The sequence below is a fragment of the Bradyrhizobium sp. Crot121 genome, from assembly GCF_059512385.1.
Map to the genome: position 1 here is coordinate 35,380 of NZ_JCAMOR010000046.1, position 22,961 is coordinate 58,340.

At 62.4% G+C, this 22,961-nt stretch carries 25 protein-coding genes; 15 read left to right on the forward strand and 10 right to left on the reverse strand.

Going from position 1 to position 22,961, the window contains the following annotated elements; genetic code table 11:
• Positions 1 to 76: 76 nt before the first annotated feature.
• The gene (locus AC5ZGW_RS30440; protein ID WP_130227071.1) at positions 77 to 1,249 is read right to left on the reverse strand and encodes an ABC transporter substrate-binding protein; all 1,173 of its coding nucleotides are present in this window, start codon (positions 1,247 to 1,249) and stop codon (positions 77 to 79) included.
• 306 nt (positions 1,250 to 1,555) lie between these two features.
• Between AC5ZGW_RS30440 and AC5ZGW_RS30445 the strand changes: the two genes are divergently transcribed.
• Positions 1,556 to 1,834, forward strand: coding sequence for a hypothetical protein (locus tag AC5ZGW_RS30445; RefSeq protein ID WP_496114007.1), 279 nt, complete (start codon positions 1,556 to 1,558; stop codon positions 1,832 to 1,834).
• A 22-nt stretch (positions 1,835 to 1,856) separates the two neighbouring features.
• Here the strand turns inward: AC5ZGW_RS30445 and purU are convergent, their stop codons facing one another.
• Positions 1,857 to 2,720, reverse strand: a complete 864-nt coding sequence (gene purU / locus AC5ZGW_RS30450; RefSeq protein ID WP_130227072.1) for a formyltetrahydrofolate deformylase — start codon at positions 2,718 to 2,720, stop codon at positions 1,857 to 1,859.
• A 170-nt stretch (positions 2,721 to 2,890) separates the two neighbouring features.
• Here purU and AC5ZGW_RS30455 point away from each other — a divergent pair, with 170 nt between their 5' ends.
• Positions 2,891 to 3,733, forward strand: a complete 843-nt coding sequence (locus tag AC5ZGW_RS30455; RefSeq protein ID WP_028164927.1) for a uroporphyrinogen-III synthase — start codon at positions 2,891 to 2,893, stop codon at positions 3,731 to 3,733.
• A 142-nt stretch (positions 3,734 to 3,875) separates the two neighbouring features.
• Here AC5ZGW_RS30455 and fcl read toward each other — a convergent pair whose 3' ends face one another.
• From fcl to AC5ZGW_RS30470, 3 genes are all read right to left on the reverse strand, one after another.
• On the reverse strand, positions 3,876 to 4,832 hold the full coding sequence (fcl, locus tag AC5ZGW_RS30460) for a GDP-L-fucose synthase (RefSeq protein WP_130227073.1): 957 nt from the start codon (positions 4,830 to 4,832) through the stop codon (positions 3,876 to 3,878).
• The gene (gene gmd / locus AC5ZGW_RS30465) at positions 4,813 to 5,898 is read right to left on the reverse strand and encodes a GDP-mannose 4,6-dehydratase (RefSeq protein ID WP_130227074.1); all 1,086 of its coding nucleotides are present in this window, start codon (positions 5,896 to 5,898) and stop codon (positions 4,813 to 4,815) included. The genes fcl and gmd overlap by 20 nt, the downstream gene beginning before the upstream one ends.
• A gap of 152 nt (positions 5,899 to 6,050) precedes the next feature.
• Complete coding sequence (locus AC5ZGW_RS30470) at positions 6,051 to 6,725, reverse strand: Crp/Fnr family transcriptional regulator (RefSeq protein ID WP_130227075.1); 675 nt, start codon at positions 6,723 to 6,725, stop codon at positions 6,051 to 6,053.
• Positions 6,726 to 7,058: 333 nt separating this feature from the next.
• Here AC5ZGW_RS30470 and AC5ZGW_RS30475 point away from each other — a divergent pair, with 333 nt between their 5' ends.
• From AC5ZGW_RS30475 to AC5ZGW_RS30500, 6 genes are all read left to right on the forward strand, one after another.
• The gene (locus tag AC5ZGW_RS30475) at positions 7,059 to 7,880 is read left to right on the forward strand and encodes an ABC transporter ATP-binding protein (RefSeq protein ID WP_130227076.1); all 822 of its coding nucleotides are present in this window, start codon (positions 7,059 to 7,061) and stop codon (positions 7,878 to 7,880) included.
• Entirely contained in the window at positions 7,877 to 9,805 is a 1,929-nt protein-coding gene (locus tag AC5ZGW_RS30480; RefSeq protein WP_130227077.1) for a long-chain fatty acid--CoA ligase, read from the forward strand. The genes AC5ZGW_RS30475 and AC5ZGW_RS30480 overlap by 4 nt, the downstream gene beginning before the upstream one ends.
• A 130-nt stretch (positions 9,806 to 9,935) precedes the next feature.
• On the forward strand, positions 9,936 to 10,829 hold the full coding sequence (locus AC5ZGW_RS30485) for a branched-chain amino acid ABC transporter permease (RefSeq protein ID WP_130227078.1): 894 nt from the start codon (positions 9,936 to 9,938) through the stop codon (positions 10,827 to 10,829).
• A gap of 2 nt (positions 10,830 to 10,831) precedes the next feature.
• Positions 10,832 to 11,905 carry a branched-chain amino acid ABC transporter permease gene (locus AC5ZGW_RS30490; protein ID WP_130227079.1) on the forward strand — a complete coding sequence of 358 codons (1,074 nt, stop codon included), beginning with the start codon at positions 10,832 to 10,834 and terminating at the stop codon, positions 11,903 to 11,905.
• A gap of 49 nt (positions 11,906 to 11,954) precedes the next feature.
• Positions 11,955 to 13,238, forward strand: a complete 1,284-nt coding sequence (locus tag AC5ZGW_RS30495) for an ABC transporter substrate-binding protein (protein ID WP_130227080.1) — start codon at positions 11,955 to 11,957, stop codon at positions 13,236 to 13,238.
• A 141-nt stretch (positions 13,239 to 13,379) separates the two neighbouring features.
• Positions 13,380 to 14,219 carry an ABC transporter ATP-binding protein gene (locus AC5ZGW_RS30500; RefSeq protein ID WP_130227081.1) on the forward strand — a complete coding sequence of 280 codons (840 nt, stop codon included), beginning with the start codon at positions 13,380 to 13,382 and terminating at the stop codon, positions 14,217 to 14,219.
• A 14-nt stretch (positions 14,220 to 14,233) separates the two neighbouring features.
• Here AC5ZGW_RS30500 and AC5ZGW_RS30505 read toward each other — a convergent pair whose 3' ends face one another.
• The gene (locus AC5ZGW_RS30505; protein WP_496114009.1) at positions 14,234 to 15,382 is read right to left on the reverse strand and encodes an AGE family epimerase/isomerase; all 1,149 of its coding nucleotides are present in this window, start codon (positions 15,380 to 15,382) and stop codon (positions 14,234 to 14,236) included.
• 102 nt (positions 15,383 to 15,484) lie between these two features.
• Here AC5ZGW_RS30505 and AC5ZGW_RS30510 point away from each other — a divergent pair, with 102 nt between their 5' ends.
• From AC5ZGW_RS30510 to AC5ZGW_RS30535, 6 genes are all read left to right on the forward strand, one after another.
• A complete protein-coding gene (locus AC5ZGW_RS30510) occupies positions 15,485 to 16,714 on the forward strand; it encodes a phenylacetate--CoA ligase family protein (protein ID WP_130227083.1) in 1,230 nt (409 codons plus the stop codon).
• 442 nt (positions 16,715 to 17,156) lie between these two features.
• Positions 17,157 to 17,690: a hypothetical protein gene (locus AC5ZGW_RS30515; RefSeq protein WP_130227084.1), complete on the forward strand. Its 534-nt coding sequence runs from the start codon at positions 17,157 to 17,159 to the stop codon at positions 17,688 to 17,690.
• On the forward strand, positions 17,674 to 18,183 hold the full coding sequence (locus AC5ZGW_RS30520) for a DUF5681 domain-containing protein (protein ID WP_028167629.1): 510 nt from the start codon (positions 17,674 to 17,676) through the stop codon (positions 18,181 to 18,183). The genes AC5ZGW_RS30515 and AC5ZGW_RS30520 overlap by 17 nt, the downstream gene beginning before the upstream one ends.
• A gap of 20 nt (positions 18,184 to 18,203) precedes the next feature.
• The gene (locus AC5ZGW_RS30525) at positions 18,204 to 18,647 is read left to right on the forward strand and encodes a hypothetical protein (RefSeq protein WP_130227085.1); all 444 of its coding nucleotides are present in this window, start codon (positions 18,204 to 18,206) and stop codon (positions 18,645 to 18,647) included.
• An 81-nt stretch (positions 18,648 to 18,728) separates the two neighbouring features.
• Positions 18,729 to 20,066 carry a site-specific DNA-methyltransferase gene (locus tag AC5ZGW_RS30530; RefSeq protein WP_496114008.1) on the forward strand — a complete coding sequence of 446 codons (1,338 nt, stop codon included), beginning with the start codon at positions 18,729 to 18,731 and terminating at the stop codon, positions 20,064 to 20,066.
• The gene (locus tag AC5ZGW_RS30535) at positions 20,063 to 20,221 is read left to right on the forward strand and encodes a hypothetical protein (RefSeq protein WP_165435299.1); all 159 of its coding nucleotides are present in this window, start codon (positions 20,063 to 20,065) and stop codon (positions 20,219 to 20,221) included. Before AC5ZGW_RS30530 ends, AC5ZGW_RS30535 begins: the two co-directional genes overlap by 4 nt.
• A 270-nt stretch (positions 20,222 to 20,491) precedes the next feature.
• Here AC5ZGW_RS30535 and AC5ZGW_RS30540 read toward each other — a convergent pair whose 3' ends face one another.
• Both AC5ZGW_RS30540 and AC5ZGW_RS30545 read right to left on the reverse strand, forming a co-directional pair.
• A complete protein-coding gene (locus tag AC5ZGW_RS30540) occupies positions 20,492 to 20,983 on the reverse strand; it encodes a restriction endonuclease (RefSeq protein WP_130227086.1) in 492 nt (163 codons plus the stop codon).
• A gap of 32 nt (positions 20,984 to 21,015) precedes the next feature.
• Complete coding sequence (locus tag AC5ZGW_RS30545) at positions 21,016 to 21,426, reverse strand: hypothetical protein (RefSeq protein ID WP_130227087.1); 411 nt, start codon at positions 21,424 to 21,426, stop codon at positions 21,016 to 21,018.
• A 266-nt stretch (positions 21,427 to 21,692) separates the two neighbouring features.
• Here AC5ZGW_RS30545 and AC5ZGW_RS30550 point away from each other — a divergent pair, with 266 nt between their 5' ends.
• Positions 21,693 to 21,950, forward strand: a complete 258-nt coding sequence (locus AC5ZGW_RS30550; protein WP_028167623.1) for a helix-turn-helix domain-containing protein — start codon at positions 21,693 to 21,695, stop codon at positions 21,948 to 21,950.
• Between the two features lie 24 nt (positions 21,951 to 21,974).
• Here AC5ZGW_RS30550 and AC5ZGW_RS30555 read toward each other — a convergent pair whose 3' ends face one another.
• Positions 21,975 to 22,229 (reverse strand): hypothetical protein, encoded by a 255-nt coding sequence (locus AC5ZGW_RS30555; protein ID WP_130227088.1) that lies wholly within the window; start codon positions 22,227 to 22,229, stop codon positions 21,975 to 21,977.
• A gap of 274 nt (positions 22,230 to 22,503) precedes the next feature.
• Positions 22,504 to 22,890 carry a hypothetical protein gene (locus tag AC5ZGW_RS30560; protein ID WP_130227089.1) on the reverse strand — a complete coding sequence of 129 codons (387 nt, stop codon included), beginning with the start codon at positions 22,888 to 22,890 and terminating at the stop codon, positions 22,504 to 22,506.
• Positions 22,891 to 22,961 lie beyond the last annotated feature (71 nt).

Genomic DNA, 22,961 nt, shown 5'->3' on the forward strand with positions numbered 1-22,961 from the left:
AGCGTGGATGCCCGGGACAAGCCCGGGCATGACGTGGAGAGAACGCGGCGCGCACCCGATAATGACGAGCGCGGAGTCACTTCTTGGTCTTGCCGGGGTCCTTCACGGCTTCGAAGGTCGCGAATTCGACGTTGTAGAGTTCGCCGTCAACCTTCTCGACCTTGCGGATATAGATGTTCTGCACTATGTCGCGCGTCTCAGGGTCGATCGAGATCGGCCCCCGCGGGCTCTCCCATTTCATCCCCTTCATCGCCGCGATCAGCTTGTCGCCGGTCACGTCGCCGCCGGTCTTCTTCAGGGCTTCGTAGATAAGATGGATGCCATCATAGCCGCCCACCGCCATGAAGCCGGGCCGGTTGTTGAACGCCTTCTTGTAGGCGGCCACGAATTCCTTGTTGGTCTGCGAGGGATGTGCGGCGGAATAGAGATGCGCGGTGACCGCGCCGAGCGCGGCATCGCCCATATTATTGAGGAGATCGTCGTCCATGACGTCACCTGGGCCGATCACCCTGATGCCGCTCTTGTCCAGCCCGCGCTCGGCATATTGCTTCATGAAGTTGCCGCCCTGACCGGCCGGCACGAACACGAACACGGCGTGCGGCCTGGAATCCTTCATCCGTTGCAGGAATGGCGCGAAGTCGGGATTAGCGAGCGGCACCTTGACCTCTTCGACGATCTCGCCGCCGCCGGCCACGAAATGCTCCTTGAAGGAAGCGAGCGCGTCGTTGCCGGGCGCGTAATCCGAGGTCAGCGTGGCCACCTTCTTGATGCCGTTCTTGACCGCCCAATCGCCGATGATGGTGGAAGACTGCGGCAGCGTGAAGCTGGTGCGGACGATATAGGGCGAGCGCTCGGTAATGATCGAGGTGCCGGCCGCCATCACGATTTCCGGAACTTTCGCCTGGGTCGCCAGGGGCGCCGCGGCGAGGGCGGCCGGGGTGACGCCGAAACCGGCAATGATGTTGACCTTCTCGTTGACAATCAGCTCCTGGGCGATCCGCTTGGTGTTGTCGGGAACCGCGGCATCGTCCCTCAGGATGATTTCGATCTTCTTGCCGGCGACCGTGTCCCCCTTCTGCTGCATGTAGAGCTTGATTGCGTTGTCGATCTGTTTGCCGGTCGAGGCTTGCCCGCCGGTCATCGGCACGATCAGGCCGACCTTGACCGTTTCCTCCGCCCGGACGGGCACGACGGCCGCTGCGGCGGCAATGGCGCCTGCAGCCAGCAACAATTGACGGCGAATGAACATGAACGCCTCTCCCCCTCATCATTCTTGCAGATCGAACCGAGTCCCCGGCCCTGCCTCACCATAGCCCAGATTGTTCGGCGGTGTAGCGCGGCGAATGGCGTCGTCCGGCACCGGTTTGTCAAGCCGACGTATGGATGGTACCTGCGCGCTGACCGCCAGGAGCTGCCGATAGCTTAAGGTTCAATAATACCTCCAACAAGACCTGATACGGCTATCTTACCATTTCGAAACGAGGCTCCGCTGACCCGCGCCAATGGTTCGCGTAGTTAGGTCCAAATCTTCAAACGCAAGACACCCTGCATTGCGATGCCAACTAGCGCCCGCCCTCTCGCAACCCTCTTCGCCCTCGCTCTGACAGGCTGCGCCTTGGCCGGATGCGGTACCGTCAACGAGAAGCTGTCTGCCGGCGCGGCGGACTTGATTCCGGCCTGGGCGGGCGGGCTGCCCGCCGACGCCCCACCCCGGCCGGGGACCGCCAAATACGACGAATTCATGCGCGAGCGAGAACGCAAGCGGATGATGCCTGCGGCTGAGCGAGGCGACGAAAATAAGCCGGCACCGACCTCGCAGGACACCGCTCATTGAGGACTGACGAGCGCAACTGCGCTCAGTCGACGAACACCACGGTCTTGCGGCCGTTGGGGATCACGCGATCCTCGAGATGGTAGCGGATCGCGCGGGCCAGCACCCGGCGCTCGATATCCCGGCCCTTGCGGACGAGATCGTCGGGCGTATCGCGGTGGCTGATGCGCTCGACGTCCTGGTCGATGATCGGCCCTTCGTCGAGGTCACCGGTGACGTAGTGCGCGGTGGCGCCGATCAGTTTGACGCCGCGCTCATGGGCCTGGTGGTAGGGGCGCGCGCCCTTGAAGCCCGGCAAGAACGAATGGTGGATATTGATGCAGCGGCCGGCGAGCTTGGCCGACAGCTCGTCCGACAGGATCTGCATGTAGCGCGCGAGCACGACCAAGTCGGTATTCGTGTCCTCGGCGAGCTTCCAGACCGCGGCTTCCTGTTCGCGTTTGGTTTCCCTGGTCACGGGCAGGTAGTGGAACGGGATATCACCGAAATCGAGGTGGCTGTAGGTCTCGCGCGGGTGGTTGGAGACGATCGCGGTCGGGATCATCTGCAATTCGCCGGTGCGCCAGCGATAGAGGATATCGACCAGGCAGTGATCGGATTTGGAGACCAGCAGCATCACACGACGGCGCGCCGCACGGTCGCGCATCTGCCAAACCATGCCGAAACGCTCGGCGATTGCGGCAAAGCCGGTCTGCAGCGCCGACAATTCGACCGCGAGGTCGGCGGCAGTGAAGACCACCCGCATGAAGAATTTCTTGGTTTCGATATCGTCGAACTGTTGGGCGTCCAGGATGTTCTGACCATTATGCGCGAGAAAGGTCGAGACCGCCGAGACGATACCGGGACGGTCGGGGCAGGACAGAGTCAGGACAAATTGGGGGTCGGACATGGCGATGGATCGAGACTTGGCTGATTGGGGTTTGGCCGATGAGGGCTTGATTGATTAAGGCTTGGGCAGCCGCAGGAACCGCGGATTTGCGGATCCCTGCTGTACCACCGCCGTCGCCCTTGCGCCAATCCCGCAGCAGGGGCCAAATTAAACTCTACGAGAGGCACATCATGGCTGACCGGCTGAACGGCTACCGCATCCTGATCCTGGAGACACGCGAGGAGGCGCAATTCTCCCGGCTGCTCACCGAACAGGGAGCCGACGTGCTGCAATGTCCGATGTTCGCGATCCACGATGCGCCGGATCCGGCGCCGATCGAAGCCTGGATCAGGCGCTGTATCGAAAAGCCATTCGACGATCTGGTGCTGATGACCGGCGAGGGCCTGCGGCGCTTGATGAAGGTCGTGCGCCGCGTCGGCGTCGAGCAGGAATTCATTGCAGCGCTGAGCAAGGCCCGCAAGTTCGCCCGTGGCCCAAAGCCCGGCCGTGCGTTGCGCGAAATCGGGCTCGAGCCGCAGGTGACGACGGAGAAACCGACCTCGGAGGGCGTCATCGAGATGCTGTCCCGGATCGATCTGAAGGGCCATCGCCTCGGCCTCCAGCTCTATCCGGACAAGGATCACAGCGCATTGATCGGCGCGATCAAAGCCCAGGGTGCGGAGGTCGATACCGTGCTGCCCTATGTCTACGATCCCAAGGCTGCCGACGCCAACATCGTCGCCGCCATCGACGAGATGGCGGAGGGCCGGATCGATGCGATCGCGTTGACCAATCTCGGCCAGGTGCGCCGGCTGTTCGAAGCCGCGCGGGCGCGCGGCTCTGAGGACAGGTTGCGTCAGGGCCTAGACCGAACCTCGATCGCCTCGGTGGGGCCGGCGGTCTCGGGCGAACTCGCCTCGCACGGCCTGCGCACCGACATCGCGCCGGCGAACGACGCCTACTTCATGAAGCCGCTGATCTCGGCGATGGCGGTGGCACTCGCAAAACATCCGCCGCGAGTGGGGACGAGGTAACCACGCCGTCATTGCGAGGAGCAAAGCGACGAAGCAATCCATGCCTCCGCACGTGGAGAGATGGATTGCTTCGCGGAGCCTGTCATCGGGCGCGCGTTCGCGCGACCCGTTGGCTCGCAATGACGGGCTGAGAGGCTGGGCGCTATTCCGCCGCCTGCAGGGTCTCGCTCAGATATGCCCGATAGGCGAGCCTGATGCCGTCTTCCAGCGATGTCCTTGCTTGCCAGCCAAGCGCGGCCAGCCGGCTGACGTCGAGCAATTTGCGCGGCGTGCCGTCGGGCCGCGAGGTGTCATAGCTGATCTCGCCGTCATAGCCGACCGTCGCGGCGACGACGCGGGCGAATTCCGCGATCGTGATGTCCTTGCCGGTGCCGATATTGACCAAGCCGCTGTCGGAATAGACCTTCATCAGGTGGATGCAGGCGTCGGCGAGATCGTCGACATAGAGGAATTCGCGCCGCGGCGTGCCGGTGCCCCAGACCGCAACACTCTTCGCCCCGGACGCTTTCGCCTCATGGAAACGGCGGATCAAGGCCGCGACGACGTGGCTGTATTCGGGGTGATAATTATCACCGCGACCATAAAGATTGGTGGGCATCACGCTGATGAAATCCGCGCCGTACTGGCTGCGATAGGTTTCCGCCATCTTAATGCCCGCGATCTTGGCAATCGCATAGGGCTCATTGGTCGGCTCCAGCGGCCCCGTCAGCATCGAGTCCTCGCGCAGCGGCTGTGGCGCCAAGCGAGGATAGATGCAGGAGGAGCCGAAGAACATCAGCTTCTCGGTTCCGTTAACGTGAGCCGCGTGGATCACGTTGGTTGCGATCGCCAGATTGTCGTAGAGGAACTCGGCGCGCAGCAGGTCGTTGGCGGCGATGCCACCGACTTTCGCCGCCGCCAGGAACACCACCTGCGGCCGCATGGCGGCAAACCACCGGTTGACCGCCGCCTGGTCGCGCAGATCGACTTCGCCGCGCGGCACCGTCAGAACCTCGACATCCTCCTGTGCAAGCCGTCGCACCAGCGACGAGCCGACCATGCCACGATGGCCGGCGACAAAGACCGTCTTGCCTTTCAGCTCAAACGGCGTGCTTGCCATTGGCGGCCTCCTGCCTGGCCTCGGCGAGGTCGCTCGCGACCATCTCCTTCACGAGCTGGGCAAAGCCGGTCTTCGGCTTCCAGCCGAGCTTTGCGCGCGCCTTGCTGGCGTCGCCGATCAAGAGGTCGACCTCGGTCGGCCGGAAATAAGTCGGGTCGATACGGACCACGGTCTTGCCGGATTTTGTATCGACCCCGACCTCGTCAACGCCCTTCCCGCGCCACTCGATTCCGCGGCCGACTTCGGCAAACGCAAGTTCCACGAATTCGCGCACCGAGCGCGTCTCGCCAGTCGCCAGCACGAAATCGTCAGGAGCATCCGCCTGCAGGATCCTGTGCATACCCTCGACATAATCCCGCGCATGACCCCAGTCGCGCTTGGCCTCGAGATTGCCGAGATAGAGCGTGTCCTCGAGCCCGACCTCGATGCGGGCGACGCCGCGGGTGATCTTGCGGGTAACGAAGGTCTCGCCGCGAATCGGGCTCTCATGGTTGAACAGGATGCCGTTCGAAGCGTACATGCCGTAGGCTTCGCGGTAGTTCACCGTAATCCAGTAGCCGTAAAGCTTCGCCACGCCATAAGGCGAACGCGGATAGAACGGCGTGGTTTCCCGCTGCGGCACTTCCTGAACCAGGCCGTAAAGCTCCGATGTCGAGGCCTGATAGAACCGCGTCTCCTTCTCCATGTTGAGGATCCGGATCGCCTCCAAGAGGCGCAGCACGCCGATGGCATCGGCATTCGCCGTATATTCCGGGCTTTCGAAACTGACCCCGACATGGCTTTGCGCGGCGAGGTTATAGATCTCGGTCGGCCTGATCTGCTGCATCAGCCGGATCAGGTTGGTCGAGTCCGTCATATCGCCATAGTGCAGCAGGAACGGCACGTTGCCGACATGGGGATCCTGGTAGAGATGATCGACGCGCGCCGTATTGAACGACGACGAGCGACGCTTGATGCCATGGACGGTGTAGCCAAGGCCGAGCAGATATTCAGCGAGGTAAGCGCCGTCCTGACCGGTGGCGCCCGTGATCAGCGCGACACGTCGCTTGGAGTCCTGAACCGGCATGTCCTCTCCGAGGGCGCGGAACTGCGCCAGGTTGCGAATGGACCGGTCTGTAGCATCCGGCCTCCGCGAAGTCTAATGCCATAACCCCGTTTGGATTCAGGACGTTAGGCGCGAGCTTTCGGTCAAGCACTGCGCCGGGCCAGCCGGCTGGACTATTCGCCGTAGTGGCGGAGACGTTCGAGGTCGACGATGGTCACGCCGCCATATTCCAGCCGCAGGAGCCCCTCCTTCTCCAGCCGCTGCAGGCACTGGTTCGCATTCTGCCGCGAGATGCCGGAAAGCGCTCCGATTTCCTCCTGTGTGATCTCGAGGTGGCGCGACAGCTCGGGGTAGAGAATTGGATTGAACAGGGAGGCGATGGAACGCGCCAGTCGCGCGGTCGCATCCAGGGTACGGCCATATTCCAGCAGCGCAATGAACTGGCCAAGCCGTTCGTTGAGCTGCGCCACCAGGAAACGGTTGAACGCCACGCTGTTCTCGAACAGCCAGACGAAGGTCTTGCGGTCCATCATGGCCAGCCGCGTGTCGCGCAGCGCCACCACATCGTAACGCCGCGCTTCGTTCTTCAGCACCGACCCCTCGCCGAACCAGGCGCCGGCGGTCAATCCGGCGAAGCTTGCGGCCTTGCCGCCGCGGGAGACGATGCCCATCCGCGCCAGCCCCGTCACCACGCCGGTCCAATAGTCAAAACGGTCGCCGCGCATGAAGATGAATTCATTGGTGCCATAGGATTTCTCGGTGATGCCGCTGCGCGCGACCTCGATCTCGCGGTCATCCAGCTCACGCGACCAGGCCGCGATGCGCTTCAGGTAATCGGCAGCAATCATGATCCCGTTGACTGTCGTCCGTCTCGTTATGTTGCGTCGCAACAATACACAGGCCGAACGAAATTTGGCGGCCAATTGTCGGGCACAAGACATTTCACCGTATCGCTTTGCCCTATGGAGGGCTACCGGCGCAATGTCATCTGCACGACGCGCGTGGAAGTGCGGACGGGGCAAAGTGCCGGCTGCGGCGTTACCGCGCATGAACGGTGGGGTCCGCAGTGGAACGAGGCACCATTAGTCGGATGGCTTAGCCGGAACGGCCGATGTAAGATTATCGCTGTCTTTGCAACAAGAGACACAGAGCGCGTGAAGCGCCGCTTCTGGAGGGAATAGGTGGATTACACGTTGGAGGTGCGCGGGGTGTCGCTGCGCTTTGGTGGCGTCCGTGCGCTGACCGAAGTGAGCTTTGGCATCAAGCCCGGCGAATTGTTCTCCATCATCGGCCCCAACGGCGCCGGCAAGACCTCGATCGTCAACTGCATTTCCGGCCGCTACAAGCCGACCGAAGGTCAGCTTTTCTATCGCGGCAAGGATATCACGGGTCTCAATCCGAACGCCCGGCCCTCGCTCGGCATCGGCCGCACCTTCCAGAATCTCGCGCTGTTTCATCACATGAGCGTGCTCGACAACATCATGGTCGGCCGCCATCACCTGCTGAAGAACAATTTCATCACTGGATCGCTGTACTGGCTGACCGGCGCGCGGGGCGAGGAACTCGATCATCGCCGCAAGGTCGAGGAGATCATCGATTTCCTCGACCTGCAATCGGTGCGCAAGGCGACCGCCGGCACGCTTCCCTACGGCCTGCGCAAGCGCGTGGAGCTTGCCCGCGCGATGGCGCTCGAGCCGCAATTGATCCTGCTGGACGAGCCGATGGCCGGCATGAACTTCGAAGAGAAGGAGGACATGACGCGCTACATCGTCGATCTCAACGAAGAGTTCGGCATGACCGTCGTGATGATCGAGCACGACATGGGCGTGGTGATGGACATCTCCCACCGCGTCATGGTGCTCGATTTCGGCCGCAAGATCGCCGAGGGCGATCCTGCGACCGTGCTCGCCGATCCCCATGTCAAGCGCGCCTATCTCGGCGAAGAGGATGAGGCGTTGGTCGATCCTGATCACGTGCCGCTAGCGCGGGAGAGCGTGGCATGATGGACTATGCCGGACGCGCCGCGCAGGCCGACACCTTCCCGAAGATATTACGGCTGAATGCAAGGGAGCATGGCCGCGAGATTGCGCTGCGCGAGAAGGATCTCGGCCTGTGGCGCGAATTCACCTGGGACGATTACCAGGCCCGCGTGCGCGATTTCGCGCTCGGCATGATCGAACTGGGGCTGGGCCACGGCGACGTGATCGGCATCATCGGCGACAACCGTCCGGACTGGGTGGCCGCGGAGATCGCCACCCACGCGATCGGCGGCATGAGCCTTGGACTTTACCGCGACGTGCTCGATGAGGAAGCGGCCTACCTCCTGAACTATGGCGAGGCGAAGCTGGTGTTCGCCGAGGACGAGGAGCAAGTCGACAAGCTGCTGGGGCTGGCCGACCGCGCGCCGCACTTGAAGCACATCATCTATTCCGATCCGCGCGGCATGCGGAAATATGACGACCCGCGCCTGATGGAAGCGAGCAAGCTTGCCGGCTTCGGCCGCGAGCGCGCCGCGTCCGAGCCGGGCCTCTATGATGCGCTGGTCGATGCCACTGGCGGCGAGGATGTCGCGATCCTCTGCACGACATCCGGCACGACGGCCAATCCGAAGCTGGCGATGCTTGCGGCCGGCCGCGTGCTCAAGCACTGCGCGACCTATCTCTCCTTCGATCCGAAGGGACCGGACGATGAGTATGTGTCGGTGCTGCCGCTGCCCTGGATCATGGAGCAGGTCTACGCGCTCGGCAAAGGTCTGCTCTGCCGGATGAAGGTCAACTTCGTCGAAGAGCCCGACACCATGATGCACGATTTCCGCGAAATCGCGCCGACCTTCGTGCTGTTCGCGCCTCGGGTATGGGAGGCGATCGCGGCAGACGTGCGCGCCGACGTGATGGATTCGTCGCCGTTGAAGCAAAGGCTCTACGAGCTCGGTATGAAGACGGGACTTGCCGCGCTCGAGCAGGGCAAGCGCTCGGTGGTCGCCGACCAGCTTCTATTCCGCGCGCTCCGCGACCGGCTCGGGTTCACGCGGCTGCGTTCGGCAGCCACCGGCGGCGCCGCGCTCGGCCCCGACACCTTCAAATTCTTCCGGGCAATGGGCGTGCCGCTGCGTACGCTCTATGGCCAGACCGAATTGCTCGGCGCCTATACGCTGCATCCGCCCGGCGCAGTCGATCCCGATACCACGGGCATCGCGATGGCCGAGACGATCGAGATCCGGGTCGACAATCCCGATGTCAACGGCGTCGGCGAGATCGTGGTGCGCCACCCCAACATGTTCTTAGGGTATTACAAGAACCCGGAGGCATCTGTGGCGGACATCCAGGATGGCTGGATGCGCTCCGGTGATGCCGGCTATTTCAACGATAACAACCAGCTCGTGGTGATCGACCGTATCAAGGATCTCGCCGAGACCTCGCGCGGCGATCGCTTCTCGCCACAATATATCGAAAACAAGCTGAAGTTCTCGCCCTATATCGCGGAAGCGGTGGTGCTCGGCGCCGGCCGCGACGCGCTCGCCTCCATGATCTGTATCCGCTACTCCATCATCTCGAAATGGGCGGAGAAGAGCCGGATCTCGTTCACGACCTATAGCGACCTCTCCTCGCGTCCCGAGGTCTATGCGCTGTTGCGGAAGGAAGTCGAGACCGTCAACGCCTCGCTGCCGCCGGCCCAACGGATTTCCCGCTTCCTGCTGCTCTACAAGGAACTCGACGCCGACGACGGCGAACTGACTCGCACCCGAAAAGTGCGCCGTGGCGTCATCAACGAGAAATACGCCGACATCATCGACGCGATCTATCGCGGCGACGCGAACATTCCGGTCGATACCGTGATCCGCTTCCAGGATGGCACGACCCAGCGCGTGCGGACCACGCTGAAGGTGGTGGATCTCGCATCTGCGATGACCGCGGAGGCTGCGGAATGACTCGTTCACTTATCGCCACATATTCGATCGTCATGCGCGGGCTCGACCCGCGCATCCATCATCTTGGAAAGCGTCTCTTTGAGCGATGGATTGCCGGGTCAAGCCCGGCAATGACGAGTCTGGCATTCACATGAACACCCAATTCCTGCTCCAGCTCCTGATCAACGGCCTCGTGGTCGGCACGCTCTACGGCGTGGTCGCGATGTCGTTCGTGCTGATCTACAAGGCGACGCAGGTCGTGAACTTCGCGCAAGGCGAACTGCTATTGATCGGCGCCTGGGTGTGCTGGGCACTGCTCGCCAAATACCAAGTGCCGTTCTGGCTGGGTATGCCGCTCACGCTGGTGTTCATGTTCATCTTCGGCATCGCGATCCAGATCGTGATCCTGCGGCCAATGATCGGCGAGCCAATCATCTCCGTCATCATGGTGACGATCGGGCTCTCCACGGTGTTCCAGGCCGCGCTGAAATGGATGTTCGGCGTCAATCCGCAGCCGTTCCCGCGTGTGTTCCAGAGCCAATCTGTCCACCTGCTCGGCCTCCAGATCCAGACCGTCTACGTGATGAGTCTCGTGGTTTCCATCGCGATGATGATCGGCATGGCCTGGTTCTTCCGCGCCTCCAAATACGGCCTGGCGATGCGGGCCACCGCCTACAACCAGCAGGTCGCGCAGTCGCTCGGCATTTCCGTGAAAAGCGTGTTCGCGATGGCCTGGGCGATCTCGGCGACCGTATCGGCGGTCGCGGGCGTCGTCGTGGCCGTCGTCAACGGCGTCTCTTCCGGCCTCTCCGCCTACGGCATCAAGGTATTTCCGGCGGCGATCCTCGGCGGGCTCGATTCGGTCGGCGGCGCAGTGCTCGGCGGCATCATCATCGGGCTGCTCGAAAATGTCGCGCAATATGTCGACAGCCAGTACCTGCACTGGGGTAATCTCTACGAGATCGCGCCGTTCTACGTCTTGATCATCATCCTCATGATCAAGCCCTACGGCCTGTTCGGCACCAAAGACATTGAGCGGGTCTGACCATGGCGACGCGTTCCCTAATCCCCTCCGGCGACTTCCGCACCACCTATGCGGCCGACACCACGATCTTTCCGACCATCACCAGCCGCAATTTCGCGATCGCCGGCATCGTGCTGGCTTGCCTTGCGCCTTATGTCTTCTCGAACTACTGGCTCAGCATCTCGATCCAGATCGGCATCTTCGCGATCGCGGCGCTCGGCCTCAACGTGCTGGTCGGCTTCACCGGGCAGATCTCGATCGGCCACGCAGCATTCTTCCTGCTTGGCGCGTTCACTTCAGCCTATATCTCGAACAACGCGCCGATCCCGGTGTTCTTCGCCATCCCACTTGCGGGTCTCGTCACCGCGCTGGTCGGCCTGATCTTCGGCGTGCCGGCGGCACGGCTCAAGGGACTTTATCTCGCCATCGCCACGCTTGCCGCACAATATATCCTGCTCGATTTCTTCTCCCGCGCCGAATGGTTCTCCGGCGGCTCGGTGCCGGCGAGCGCCGAGCCATTTTCGATGTTCGGCTACACACTGCGCGGCGACCGCCAGTATTTTTATGTCGTGCTGGCTTACCTCATCGTCAGCTATCTTCTGGTCACCAATCTGATGCGCACGCGCGACGGCCGCGCGCTGATCGCGATCCGCGACCATTATCTTTCCGCTGAGATCATGGGCATCAATCTCACCAAATACCGAACGCTGTCGTTCGGTATTGCCGCGTTCTTCGCTGGCATCGCCGGCGCGCTCTATGCGCACTATCAGCTTGTCGTCTCGCAGGAAGGCTTCGGCATCGAGCGCTCCGTGCTGTTCCTGGCCATGGTTATCATCGGCGGCACCGGCTCGGTGATGGGCACGCTGATGGGCACGGCCTTTGTGGTGCTGCTGCCGGAGGCAATGGAGTGGCTCAGCCTGCAATTGAAGGGGAGCGCGATCGACAGGGCGCTGGAGCTCAACAACAACATCACGTTCCTGCGCGAGATCGCGATCGGGCTGATCATCATCGCGTTCCTGATGTTCGAGCCGGACGGGCTCGCGCACCGCTGGCGGCAGATCAAGGCATATTGGAAACTTTACCCGTTCTCGCATTAAGGTCGGGCAAGAATTACAAACGTATCAACGAATAACAGGAGGAAAGACCATGACGATTAGATCCCTTTTTAGCACGGCCTCGTTGGCACTGCTGATCGGCGGCGCATCGGTGGCTGCGCAGGCCCAGATTGCGATCGGCCACCTCGCCGATTATTCCGGCGGCACCTCTGATGTCGGCACGCCCTACGGACAGGCCGTCGCCGACACCTTCGCCTGGGTCAACAAGAACGGCGGCATCGGCGGCAAGAAGCTCAATGTCGATACCAATGACTACGGCTATCAGGTGCCGCGCGCGATCGCGCTTTACAAGAAATGGTCGGCGCCCGACAGCAAGGTCGCGGCGATCATGGGCTGGGGCACCGCCGATACGGAGGCGCTGACCGGTTTCCTCGCCCAGGACAAGATCCCGGATATCTCCGGCTCCTATGCGGCAGCATTGACCGATCCGGGAGGCACCAGCGGCAAGGCCAAGCCCGCGCCCTATAATTTCTTCTATGGTCCGAGCTATTCTGACTCGCTGCGCGCCATGCTGATCTGGGCGGCGGATGATTGGAAAGCCAAGGGCAAGCCGGGCAAGCCCAAATTCGTCCATATGGGCGCCAACCACCCCTATCCGAACGCACCAAAGGCGGCCGGCGAAGCGATGGCCACCGAGCTCGGCTTCGAGGTGTTGCCGCCGCTGGTGTTCGCGCTCACCCCCGGCGACTACTCGGCGCAATGCCTCAGCCTGAAGAGCTCCGGCGCCAATTACGCCTATCTCGGCAATACGGCGGCCTCCAACATCTCCGTGCTGAAAGCCTGCAAGGCGGCCGGCGCCGACGTGCAATTCCTCGGCAACGTCTGGGGCATGGATGAGAACGCGGCCAAGACCGCCGGCGATGCCGCCGACGGCGTGATCTTCCCGCTGCGCACCGCGGTCGGCTGGGGCGGCGATGCGCCCGGCATGAAGACGGTGATGGAAATCTCCAAAATGTCGGATCCTTCCGGCAAGATCTACCGTCCCGTGCACTACATCGCCGCGGTCTGCTCCGCCCTCTACATGAAGGAGGCGATCGAATGGGCCGACAAGAACGGCGGCGCCACCGGCGAGAATGTCGCGAAAGGCTTCCACCAGAAGAAGGACTGGGTGCCATCAGGCATGGAGGGCGTCTGCAACGCCTCGACCTGGACCGAGAAGGACCATCGCCCGACCACGAAGGTCGATCTCTACCGCTCCAAGGTCACGGGCTCGACCGACGGCGATCTCAACGACCTCATGGGCAAGGGCGTGATCAAGCTCGAGAAGGTCAAAACCGTGGAGCTACCGCGCAAGCCGGAATGGCTGGGGTGGTAAACTTCATCCCCCATACGCGAGCGTCATCCCCCGCGCAGGCGGGGGATCCAGTACGCCGTGGCATCGGATCTGATCGCAGGCGTCTCTGGAATACTGGGTCACCCGCCTTCGCGGGTGACGACAGTCTGAGGTGATCCCGATATGACCCAAACCGTCGAAGCAGCTCACCCGGCACCGAGCGCGGTGCCCGCACCGCCCCTCCTCAGTGTCAACAACATCGAGGTGGTGTACGACGACGTCATCCTGGTGCTGCGAGGCCTGAGCCTCGAAGTGCCCAAGGGGTCGATCGTGGCGCTGCTGGGGGCAAACGGCGCGGGCAAATCGACCACGCTGAAGGCGATCTCGGGGCTGCTCAAGACCGAAGACGGCGAGGTGACGCGCGGCGAGATCATCTTCGACGGCGAGCGCATCAACGGCGTCGATCCCGACAAGATCGTCCGCCGCGGCATCTTTCAAGTCATGGAGGGGCGCCGCATCATCGCCGACATGACGTCGCTGGAGAATCTGCGGCTTGGCGCCTTCACCCGCAGCGACGGCGAGGTCAATGCCGACATCGACATGGTCTTCAACTATTTCCCGCGCCTGAAGGAGCGCACGGGGCTCGCCGGCTATCTCTCCGGCGGCGAACAGCAGATGCTGGCGATCGGCCGCGCGCTGATGGCGCGCCCGAAGATGATCCTGATGGACGAGCCGTCCATGGGTCTGTCGCCGCTGCTGGTCAAGGAAGTGTTCGCCATCATCAAGGAGATCAACCGCGACCTCGGCGTTACCATCCTCCTGGTCGAGCAGAATGCGCGCGCGGCGCTTTCAGTGGCGAGCCACGGCTACATCATGGAACAGGGCAAGGTGGTGCTCGACGGAACCGCCGACGAATTGCGCGACAACGAGGACGTCAAGGAATTCTACCTCGGCGGCGCCGGCGACCAGCGCAAGAGTTTCAAGAACCTCAAGAGCTTCAAGCGGCGGAAGCGGTGGCTGTGAGTGTAGCCGGGTGCCTACTGCAGCACCTGCTCCGCTTCCGTAACCGCGCAAAGAACATGATAGAACGAAGACGCAGGGATGGTGTCGACCAGCGACTTGCCGTCGCGGTCGAACTGATCGTACCAGCCGCCCGCAACAGGGTGGCTCAGATAATGCCGCTCCAGGCGCGCCAATGCAGCGCGCGCCTCGTCGGCGGCAGCCGCCTCGCCGGCTTCGGCCTGCGCGATCCAGGCCTTGGCAATCTCGCTCTGCGGCCACAGGCGCCGAGAGTGACGCCGGATACGGCCCTCGACACTACCCTCGTCGGCGAGGCAGCCGGTCGCCTCGTCGCGGTAGCGCAGCGCCGACGCCAGCAATTCGCCGCGATAGCGCCCCGTCGGACAGCCCGTGATCCGTTCAAATCCCTTCAAGAGCCAGACCCATTCGGCCAAATGTCCGGGTTCGACGCTAATAGGCGGAATTTTGGACCAGTCGTCTTCAAAATATTCGCCAAGCACCTGGGTCTGCTTGTCATAGAGATTGGCAAGGAACAGCGCGAAAAACTCGCCGGCGCGTTGCTGGAACGCCAGATCATGCGTCGCGTCGAATACGGCGATCATCGCCTCGAACAGATGCATCTGCGGATTTTGCCGCCGCGGCAGGGACGCCGGCGCCCCCTCGAGAAAGCCGCCATTCGGCGAGCGCAGGTGCCCGTCGAGATAGGCAAGCAACGCATCGATCTCCGAGCGCACCTGCGCGTCGCGATCAAGTCCATAGACCGTGGCGAGCGCGAGCAGCACGAAGGCGTGGTCGTAGGCGTCGCGCCGCGCGTCCAGCACCCCACCGTCGGCCGTCAACCTGTGGACAAAGCCCGGGCGGCCGTCCGGCGCCTTCGCCTTCGTCAACAGGTGATCGAGCCCCTTCAGGGCGATCTCGCGGCCTTCGGCGTACCAGCCCATCTGCGCGGCTTTGGCGTAGCAGTAGATCTGCCGGGCCTGGACGAATATGCGCCGCGGCGCCAGCCGATCGGCGCGGCCGTCGGGGTCGAGCCGGTCGACGAAGCCGCCTGCCGCACCGTCCCAGCCTTCCGTGCACCACAACGGCAGGCAGTGCTCGATGACGCGACGCTTCAGCCTGCCGACGACGTCGGCATCGGAAGGGCCGCTCGCCGCGGCGGTCTGCATGTCTGCCATTGCACTTCCCGGAGCATCGCCAGTTCGGCGGGAAGCCGTCTGATAGCACGTCGAAAGCGGAGCGCAATTGGCGCGAACCCGTGAGGATCACCCATGACCGATCACTATGACGACCGCGAAACCCGCGATCCCGCCCAGCGCGAGGCGGAACTGTTCGCCCGCCTGCCGGAGGTCCTGCGGCGGGCCATGGCGGCTCCGGCCTATGCCGACCGCCTCAAAGACGTCGATCCTGCCACCATCACCAGCCGCGCCGCGCTGGCGCGCCTGCCGGTGCTGCGGAAGTCGGAACTCCCGGCCCTGCACAGGGCCGCCCCGCCCTTCGGCGGTTTCGTTGCCGGGCCGCCTGGATCGTTTGCGCGCCTGTTTACGTCGCCCGGACCGATCTTCGAGCCCGAGGCCGCCCAGGGCGACGCCTGGCGCGGGGCGCGGGCGCTGTTCGCGGCAGGCTTTCGTCCGGGCGACGTGGTGCTCAACACCTTCAGCTATCACCTCACCCCGGGCGGCTTCATCTTCGATACCTCCGCCCGGGCGCTCGGCTGCGCCGTGATCCCCGCGGGCCCCGGGAATACCGAGCAGCAATTCGAGCTGATCGAGGCCTACCGGCCGATCGGCTACAGTGGCACGCCCGATTTCCTGAAGATCCTGCTCGACGCAGCCGCGAGTGCCAGACGCGATGTGTCCTCGATCAAGCGGGCGCTGGTGTCGGGGGCGGCTTTTCCGAAGTCGCTGCAGGAGGAGATCAAGTCACGCGGCATCGAGGCCTATCAGGCATTCGGTACCGCCGATCTGGGCATGGTCGCGTTCGAGACCGAGGCCCGCGACGGCATGGTGGTTAACGAGGAGCTGATCCTCGAGATCGTCAGGCCCGGCACCGGCGACCCCGTCGCGGAGGGTGACGTCGGCGAGATCGTGGTCACCTCCCTCGACCCGCACCACCCCTGGATCCGCCTCGCACTGGGCGATCTTACCGCGGAGCTGCCCGGTGCAAGCCCGTGCGGGCGCACCAACATGCGGATCAAGGGCTGGATGGGGCGCGCCGACCAAACGACCAAAGTCAAAGGCATGTTCGTGCGACCCGAACAGATCGCCGAGATCGGCAAGCGTCATCCGGAGCTCGGGCGGCTGCGCCTGGTCGTGACACGTTCCGGCGAGACCGACGTGATGACGCTGAAGGCAGAAGCAGTCGCGGCAAGTGCCGCCTTTCAGAGCGAGCTCGCAGCGACTCTGCGGACCGTGACCAAGCTCGGCGGCAATGTCGAACTGGTCGGCGCCGGCGCGCTGCCGAACGATGGCAAGGTGATATCGGACGAACGGAGCGCCTAACCTCGGTCTCAGCGAACCTCCAGCGACACCAGCCGCTTGCCCCAAACGGGAATTAACAGGGCAAAACGCGCAAATCGCACGTCTTCATGTGCCTTGTGATTGCAAGAAATCCCCGTTCTTCGGGGACTTCTCGCACATCTTCCCGTACGAAATTTGACGGGAATTACCGCCAGCGCAAACGGGATGGTTAACGCAAAGCTCGGGATGGGCCTACATCATGCTGCATTTCTGCAGCCCCAAATATGTTTGACGGCTGTAATTTTATCTCCTACATGAGCGCTAGCGAACCGGCCTCCCGAAACAAGACGGGATTTGGCGGCGAAGCTCAGAAACCCAGAAAGCAACTGATGACGATTGGACGCGGATAACCGCGCCTCGGCGTGCTGTGGGTCTCTGCAATTTCAGAACACCCTCTTCGCTCCGGGTCGCAAGGAGCGAGGAAATGAGTAAGGACGATACAGCAGGCGAAGCTGGCTCGGCTCACGGCTATGAGGTGGGCTACGGCAAACCGCCCAAAGCCACCCGGTTCGGGGTACGCCCACAGCCCCTGCGCGCAAAAAGACCTCCGACGTCCGATAGGCCGGGCTCCGATCTTGATCTCGCGGCCCTGCTCGATCGGCCAATCGTGGCCAACATCAACGGTAGAAGGACTAAACTTCACCTGCATGAAGCCATGCTGCATGGCCTGTTTCGCCGTGCCGTGGCCGGCGAAATCCGCGCGATGAAGCTCTTCCTGCAAGAATGCAAACGGGCCAAATTGCTGGAGCCGCCCCCTCAGCAGCCGAGCAGCGGCGTTATCCAAATTCCAAGCGGCGTGCCGATTGAACTTGGATCCCGCCTTGTCCGCCTGGTGGGCCTGCCGCCGTGGGACGAAGAGACTTTCAGCCGCTTCAAGGTCGAATATGAACGCGACGTCGCTCATCTGAAGGAATTGAAAGAGCAAGCAAAGGCGATGTACCGTGAGCAAAACCGATAACGGCGCCTCGGCCGAGGGGCGCGTTCCGCCGCCAACCAAAATGCGATTCCGCAAAGGACGATCAGGCAACCCGCGCGGCCGGCCCAAAGGCGCGGTTAGCCTCGAGCGATTGACCCGCGATTTCGCGTTGAAGACGCAGACCGTCTCGGTCTCGGGCAAACCGGAACGGATGAATCGACTTCAAATCGCAATCCTCAAGCTGAAGGCTTTGGCTGCGACCGGACAGCCTGGGGCGGTCGCCTTGCTCGACCAATTGCGCGGCACCATAACGGCGAAAGAACCCGAGCATAACGGCGGCTTCCTGGTTGTGCCAGCGACGGCCGCAAGCGTAGAGGAATTCGTCGCCGAGATGGTCGAGCGGGACAAGGATAAGGTCGAGCCCGGCACGGAGGTTAACGTCGAGAGCGAGGAATACCTCAAAGCGGTCCGAGGCGAGCCCTCGCCTCTTGGCGAGGCGATGAGGGCGTTTGAACGCAAATATAGCGGAAGATAGTACCGATCCGGGAGGAAGCGATGTCTGACCAACCAACGCTCTTCGACCTCTTTGAGGAAAAAAGCCTGCACAATTGCCGGCGCATGCTTGATAACGGCGATGCTCCAACACGCGGACAGCTCGCCGACATCTTGGAAGCCAACGCGGATCAGCCGTTGCCTGGCTGGTTTCTTGCGCTGCTCGTCGAGAGTCTTAGGGGTGAGCTGAAGCGCAAGGCCGGCCGCCCAAAAAAGCCAGCGATGATGCTGTATCGGTTCGCCGCTGCCGAGCACGAATATCCTACTCTGCTCGCTTGGCTTCGCAATCGACAGCAAACGGCGGGCCTTAAAGGGTGGTCGCTCCTGCAAGGGAAAGATTGGTGGACGGGAGCGCCGCATCAACGAGCTGCGAAAATCGCGGTTGAGCGATGGCGGCTTCACGTGAGCTGGAAGTCGTTTTTGGATCGAATCTCTTCGAAAAAATAGCCGCTGTTTTATTCGGAATGAACCACGCATGTCGGATGCGTAAACCCTCTCTTGTGCGTTTTACTCACAGGAGAGACAAAAATGTTGGAAGACCCGCGCTGGCATCGCAAGCTCAACCTCGCCTACCAGCAAACTTCGGCGCTCAAGCCGCGCTCAAATAATCCAAGGACCCATTCCAAAAAGCAGATCGCGCAAATCGAAAAAGCGATCCGCAGGTTCGGCTTTACCAATCCCGTTTTGGTCGACGACCGCAATGGCGTGATCGCAGGTCACGGCCGGCTTGAGGCGGCGAAATCGATCGGCCTTTCCGAGGTGCCGACCGTACGGCTCTCTGATCTGACCGAGGCGGACATCCGCGCCTATGTTATCGCCGATAACAGGCTTGCAGAGAATGCCGGCTGGGATCGAAACCTACTCGGGCTTGAGCTAAAATACTTGTCCGAGCTTGAGATCGACTTCGATGTGTCGATCACCGGCTTTGAGCTCCCCGAGATCGATATCCTGATCGGGGAGGCCGCGACGACAACGGACGCGGGCGAGGCGGACGAGCCGCCGCTCCCGGCCGAAGGGCCCGCGGTCACCCGGCCCGGCGATCTCTGGAAAATCGGCGCGCATCGGCTCATCTGCGGCGACTCCACCAAGCTGGAAACCTACCAGGCGCTGCTCGGTACGGAGCGCGCACAAATGGTCTTCTCGGACCCGCCGTACAACGTGCCGATCGCCGGCCACGTCTGCGGGCTGGGCGAAATTCAGCACCGCGAGTTCGCCATGGCCTCGGGCGAAATGTCCGAGGCCGAATTCACCGCCTTTCTTGCCTCCGTCTTCCGCCACCTCGCCGCCCATTCCGTCGATGGCGCCATTCATTTCCAATGCATCGATTGGCGCCATATCGGTCAGATGCTCGCGGCCGGCCGTGGCGCTTACAGCGAGCTGAAAAACATCTGTGTCTGGGCCAAGAACAACGCCGGCATGGGCTCGTTCTATCGCTCGCAGCATGAGCTCGTTTGCGTGTTCAAATCCGGCACCGGAGCGCACCTCAACAATATCGAGCTCGGCAAGCACGGCCGTAACCGCACTAATATCTGGAATTATGCCGGCGTTAGCGCGTTTGGCAGCGGCCGCTCCGATCTCGCGCTGCATCCAACGGTCAAGCCTGTCGCCCTGGTTGAGGACGCGATCCGCGACTGTTCGCGACGCAAGGGCATCGTGCTCGATCCCTTCCTTGGCTCCGGGACCACCCTGGTTGCGGCGGAGCGAACCGGCCGGATCGGCTATGGCATCGAAATCGACCCGAAATACTGCGACGTCATCCTGCGTCGCCTGCAATCGCTCTGCGGGCTCAACGCCACGCTTCAGGGGACCGGAGAATCCTTTGAGCAAAGACAGGCGAATGCCCTCCGGGGCGACGAAAGCGCGTGAACCACATCCGCAGCGAAAGCGGTTGCCACACTCAGGCGGGGCATGTACCTGCGCGCGCAGGGGCGCTGTTGTTTGCCATGTTCGATCGCGGCAAGGCCGTTCAACTGTTGCGCATTGTCGATCGCGAGCTGAATTCACCTGAACAGACCCGATGACGCATTGCCAAAGCGCACCCGCCGGCTAGCGGACCGCGTTCGCACCATCATTCTCGAGCTGGAAAGTAAATCGGCTCGCTCCAAACCCGCTCGGCATGGCAAGTTAAAGCGATGAACCTCGCCTAAGCACCGACTTGGCCTTGGAGATTGGACCCGTGGCGGTTGCCGCATCGCATCGCGGGGCGTTCGCCTTGAAGCGCGGACACCCCTCGTTCGGCCAGCGGAAGACGCCCCCGGAGTAGCATCCGTTCAAACAATCCTTTGCGAACATTAGGACACACGCTCGGAAATCCACTCGGTGAGGCCGGCCTCAAGCGCCGCATTTGCAATCCGGTCCGCGGACCAGAGGTGCACGGTACGCGCTGGCGCCGCCCTGATCGGGCGGATCGCGCTGTGATAGACGAAGAAAAAATGGTCTGAGCCCCCGTCCCGTTCAAATCGAGTCAGATAGTCGTCAAACTCGGCCTGCGATGCGCGGGACTTCACCTGCACCCAGGCCGTTTCGCCCGTAATTGGCTGTCTTAGCACCAGATCGACGTCGGACTGCTCACCACCCAGTTGGCTGATGCGGTCCCAGCCGCCACGATGAAAGATCAAGTCGATCAGGGTCTCGAAGTCCTTCCAGTCGAGCCGCCGGATCATTTCCTCGAGGGTGGCTGCCAACTCTGCCCGCAGCGTTGCGGCTTTCGCCGGCAGCGGTTCATCCTCTCCGCGGATCCGGCGCAGCAGGTAATCGGTCTCCCTTACGGCGCAGAGGGTCATCTGATAGTTCGCGGTGCTGGTCAGCGCCGAGCTTAAGCTGCGGACGCTAAGCGGAACACCGCTGAGGCTGGTCTTTCGCCATCCGCCGGTGCGCCGAAACCGGGAGGGCGAGCCAGGATCGGATTTGCTGGTTCGATCACGCGGCCTTTCGCAAAGGTCCACCACAGATGGCCGTCGGCGATCGTGAACCACAGCGTGTCCTCGCCAAGCTCATAGAATTCCCTCAATTCACGTAAAGCTTGTGCGATGCCGCCATTCCGCCGTCCCATCGCGATCAGCTGCTGACGGACCGTTGCCCAGTCGCCCCGCGCGCAGGCCGCGTGATCCACCGGCCGATAGCCGAACGGGAGAATACCGTTCTCCAAGGCGTCGGCAGCCCATTTGCCCTTTTCGCCGAGCTTGATGTAGCGAACCGCACCTGCATCCAGGCGCCCCTCGCTCAAGCGTTGCTGCGCCGCTCGTCTTCTCGATGCTCGCTGTGGGATGGCCGCTTCAGCGGAGATCACTGCGGAGCCGCGGTTTGTCGCCATGTTAGTACACCTTCGCACACCTACACATTTGAATAACGACCACTTCGCTCGTCGCGGCGCCGAAGTCGAGCTGGCCGCGCGCAGAGTAGGCAGCTACAGTTAAGAAATATCCTTTTTTGGGATAATCCGAATCCGGGATCAAATTGCCCGCCGCTCGAAATCCCACTGCCCGGCGGCGAATGCAAAAATCTCTCAGATCCGCCGAATACCACCGCCTTATTGGGCTGCTTGTCGCGGCGCGACATAAGGCCGGCATCCGCCAGCAGGCGCTCGCCAAGAAGCTCGGCAAGCCGCAATCCTTCGTCGCCAAATATGAGGGCGGCGAACGGCGGCTCGACGTCATCGAATTCGTCACGATCGCGAGCGCCCTTGGGGCCGACCCGGTCAAGCTGATCAGGCAGTTCGTCCGAACCAAAGGCCAAACCAAGAGCACCTAGGAACTCTCTGCTGCGTTTTGCCTCTCACGTCGCGGCAGTCTCGGCTCGTGATGCATCTCGGGTGCGGAGAAAGGTTCTGAGCAGTGACGCGGCATCCTGGAGCCGCCCCGCGTCGTAGACCAACTGCTCGATCTCCATCGCAACACGCACGCCCTCGCTGATGCTTCCCGATTCGGCGCACGCGGCCGCCGCTCTGGCGATCTGTTCGGCTTCCTTGAGCTTGGCATGAATCGCCAAAAGGCAAGCTTTAATGGCCGGCTCGATCCATTGAGCATCCATGGTTAGCGCTTCCGTCTTTCATTCACGGACCCATCGACGCTCCAACGACAGCAGAAGTCCAGACATTTTGGAGCAATCTTCTGGCTGCTCGGGCGGCCGTTCGATCACAATATGCGCGAGGCCTGTGCGCTTAGTTCGGACGCTGCGAGGTGGTTTTCGACCTCTGCGACGAGATGGCTTGTCCCTGGACATCAAGCCGACTGCTCCTCTCCGGTCGTTTTCGGCGAGCTCAAACGCGATTGGCTTTGTTTTGCCGAAAGCGGGCAACGCACGTCTACGCTCCGTCCGTTCGAAGGATCCGCTTCTGCTTCGCGTAGGCCGCACGCTCATAGCGCTCCAAGCCACGCAGCCGTTTGGCCCACCGGCCATGGGGTGATTTTAACAGCGCACTCAGGAGCTCATGGCGAACGGCGCGGATCCGCCCCAATTCGAGCTTGGCTCGAACGACATCTGCCAGCTCAAATGGAAGCGCCTCAAGGGTTCTGCCTTCCATGATCTGTCGGGCAAGCCTCTCAGCCCCCAGATCGTCGGCGGTCACCGACCGCGACAGGCCATGACGAAGCGCATTCTGGCGCGATCTTGCCTTGCCCTCTGCCGTCCTTGGACCCGTGCTGCGCTTGGCATTCGTCCGGTTGGCTTCGATTTGTTGCTCTGACGCCATTCCACCCTCTTCATGCACCTGTGGTCCACCGCTTTAGGCAGTAAATTGGCTGCCCGCGAAGCGCCAGCGGC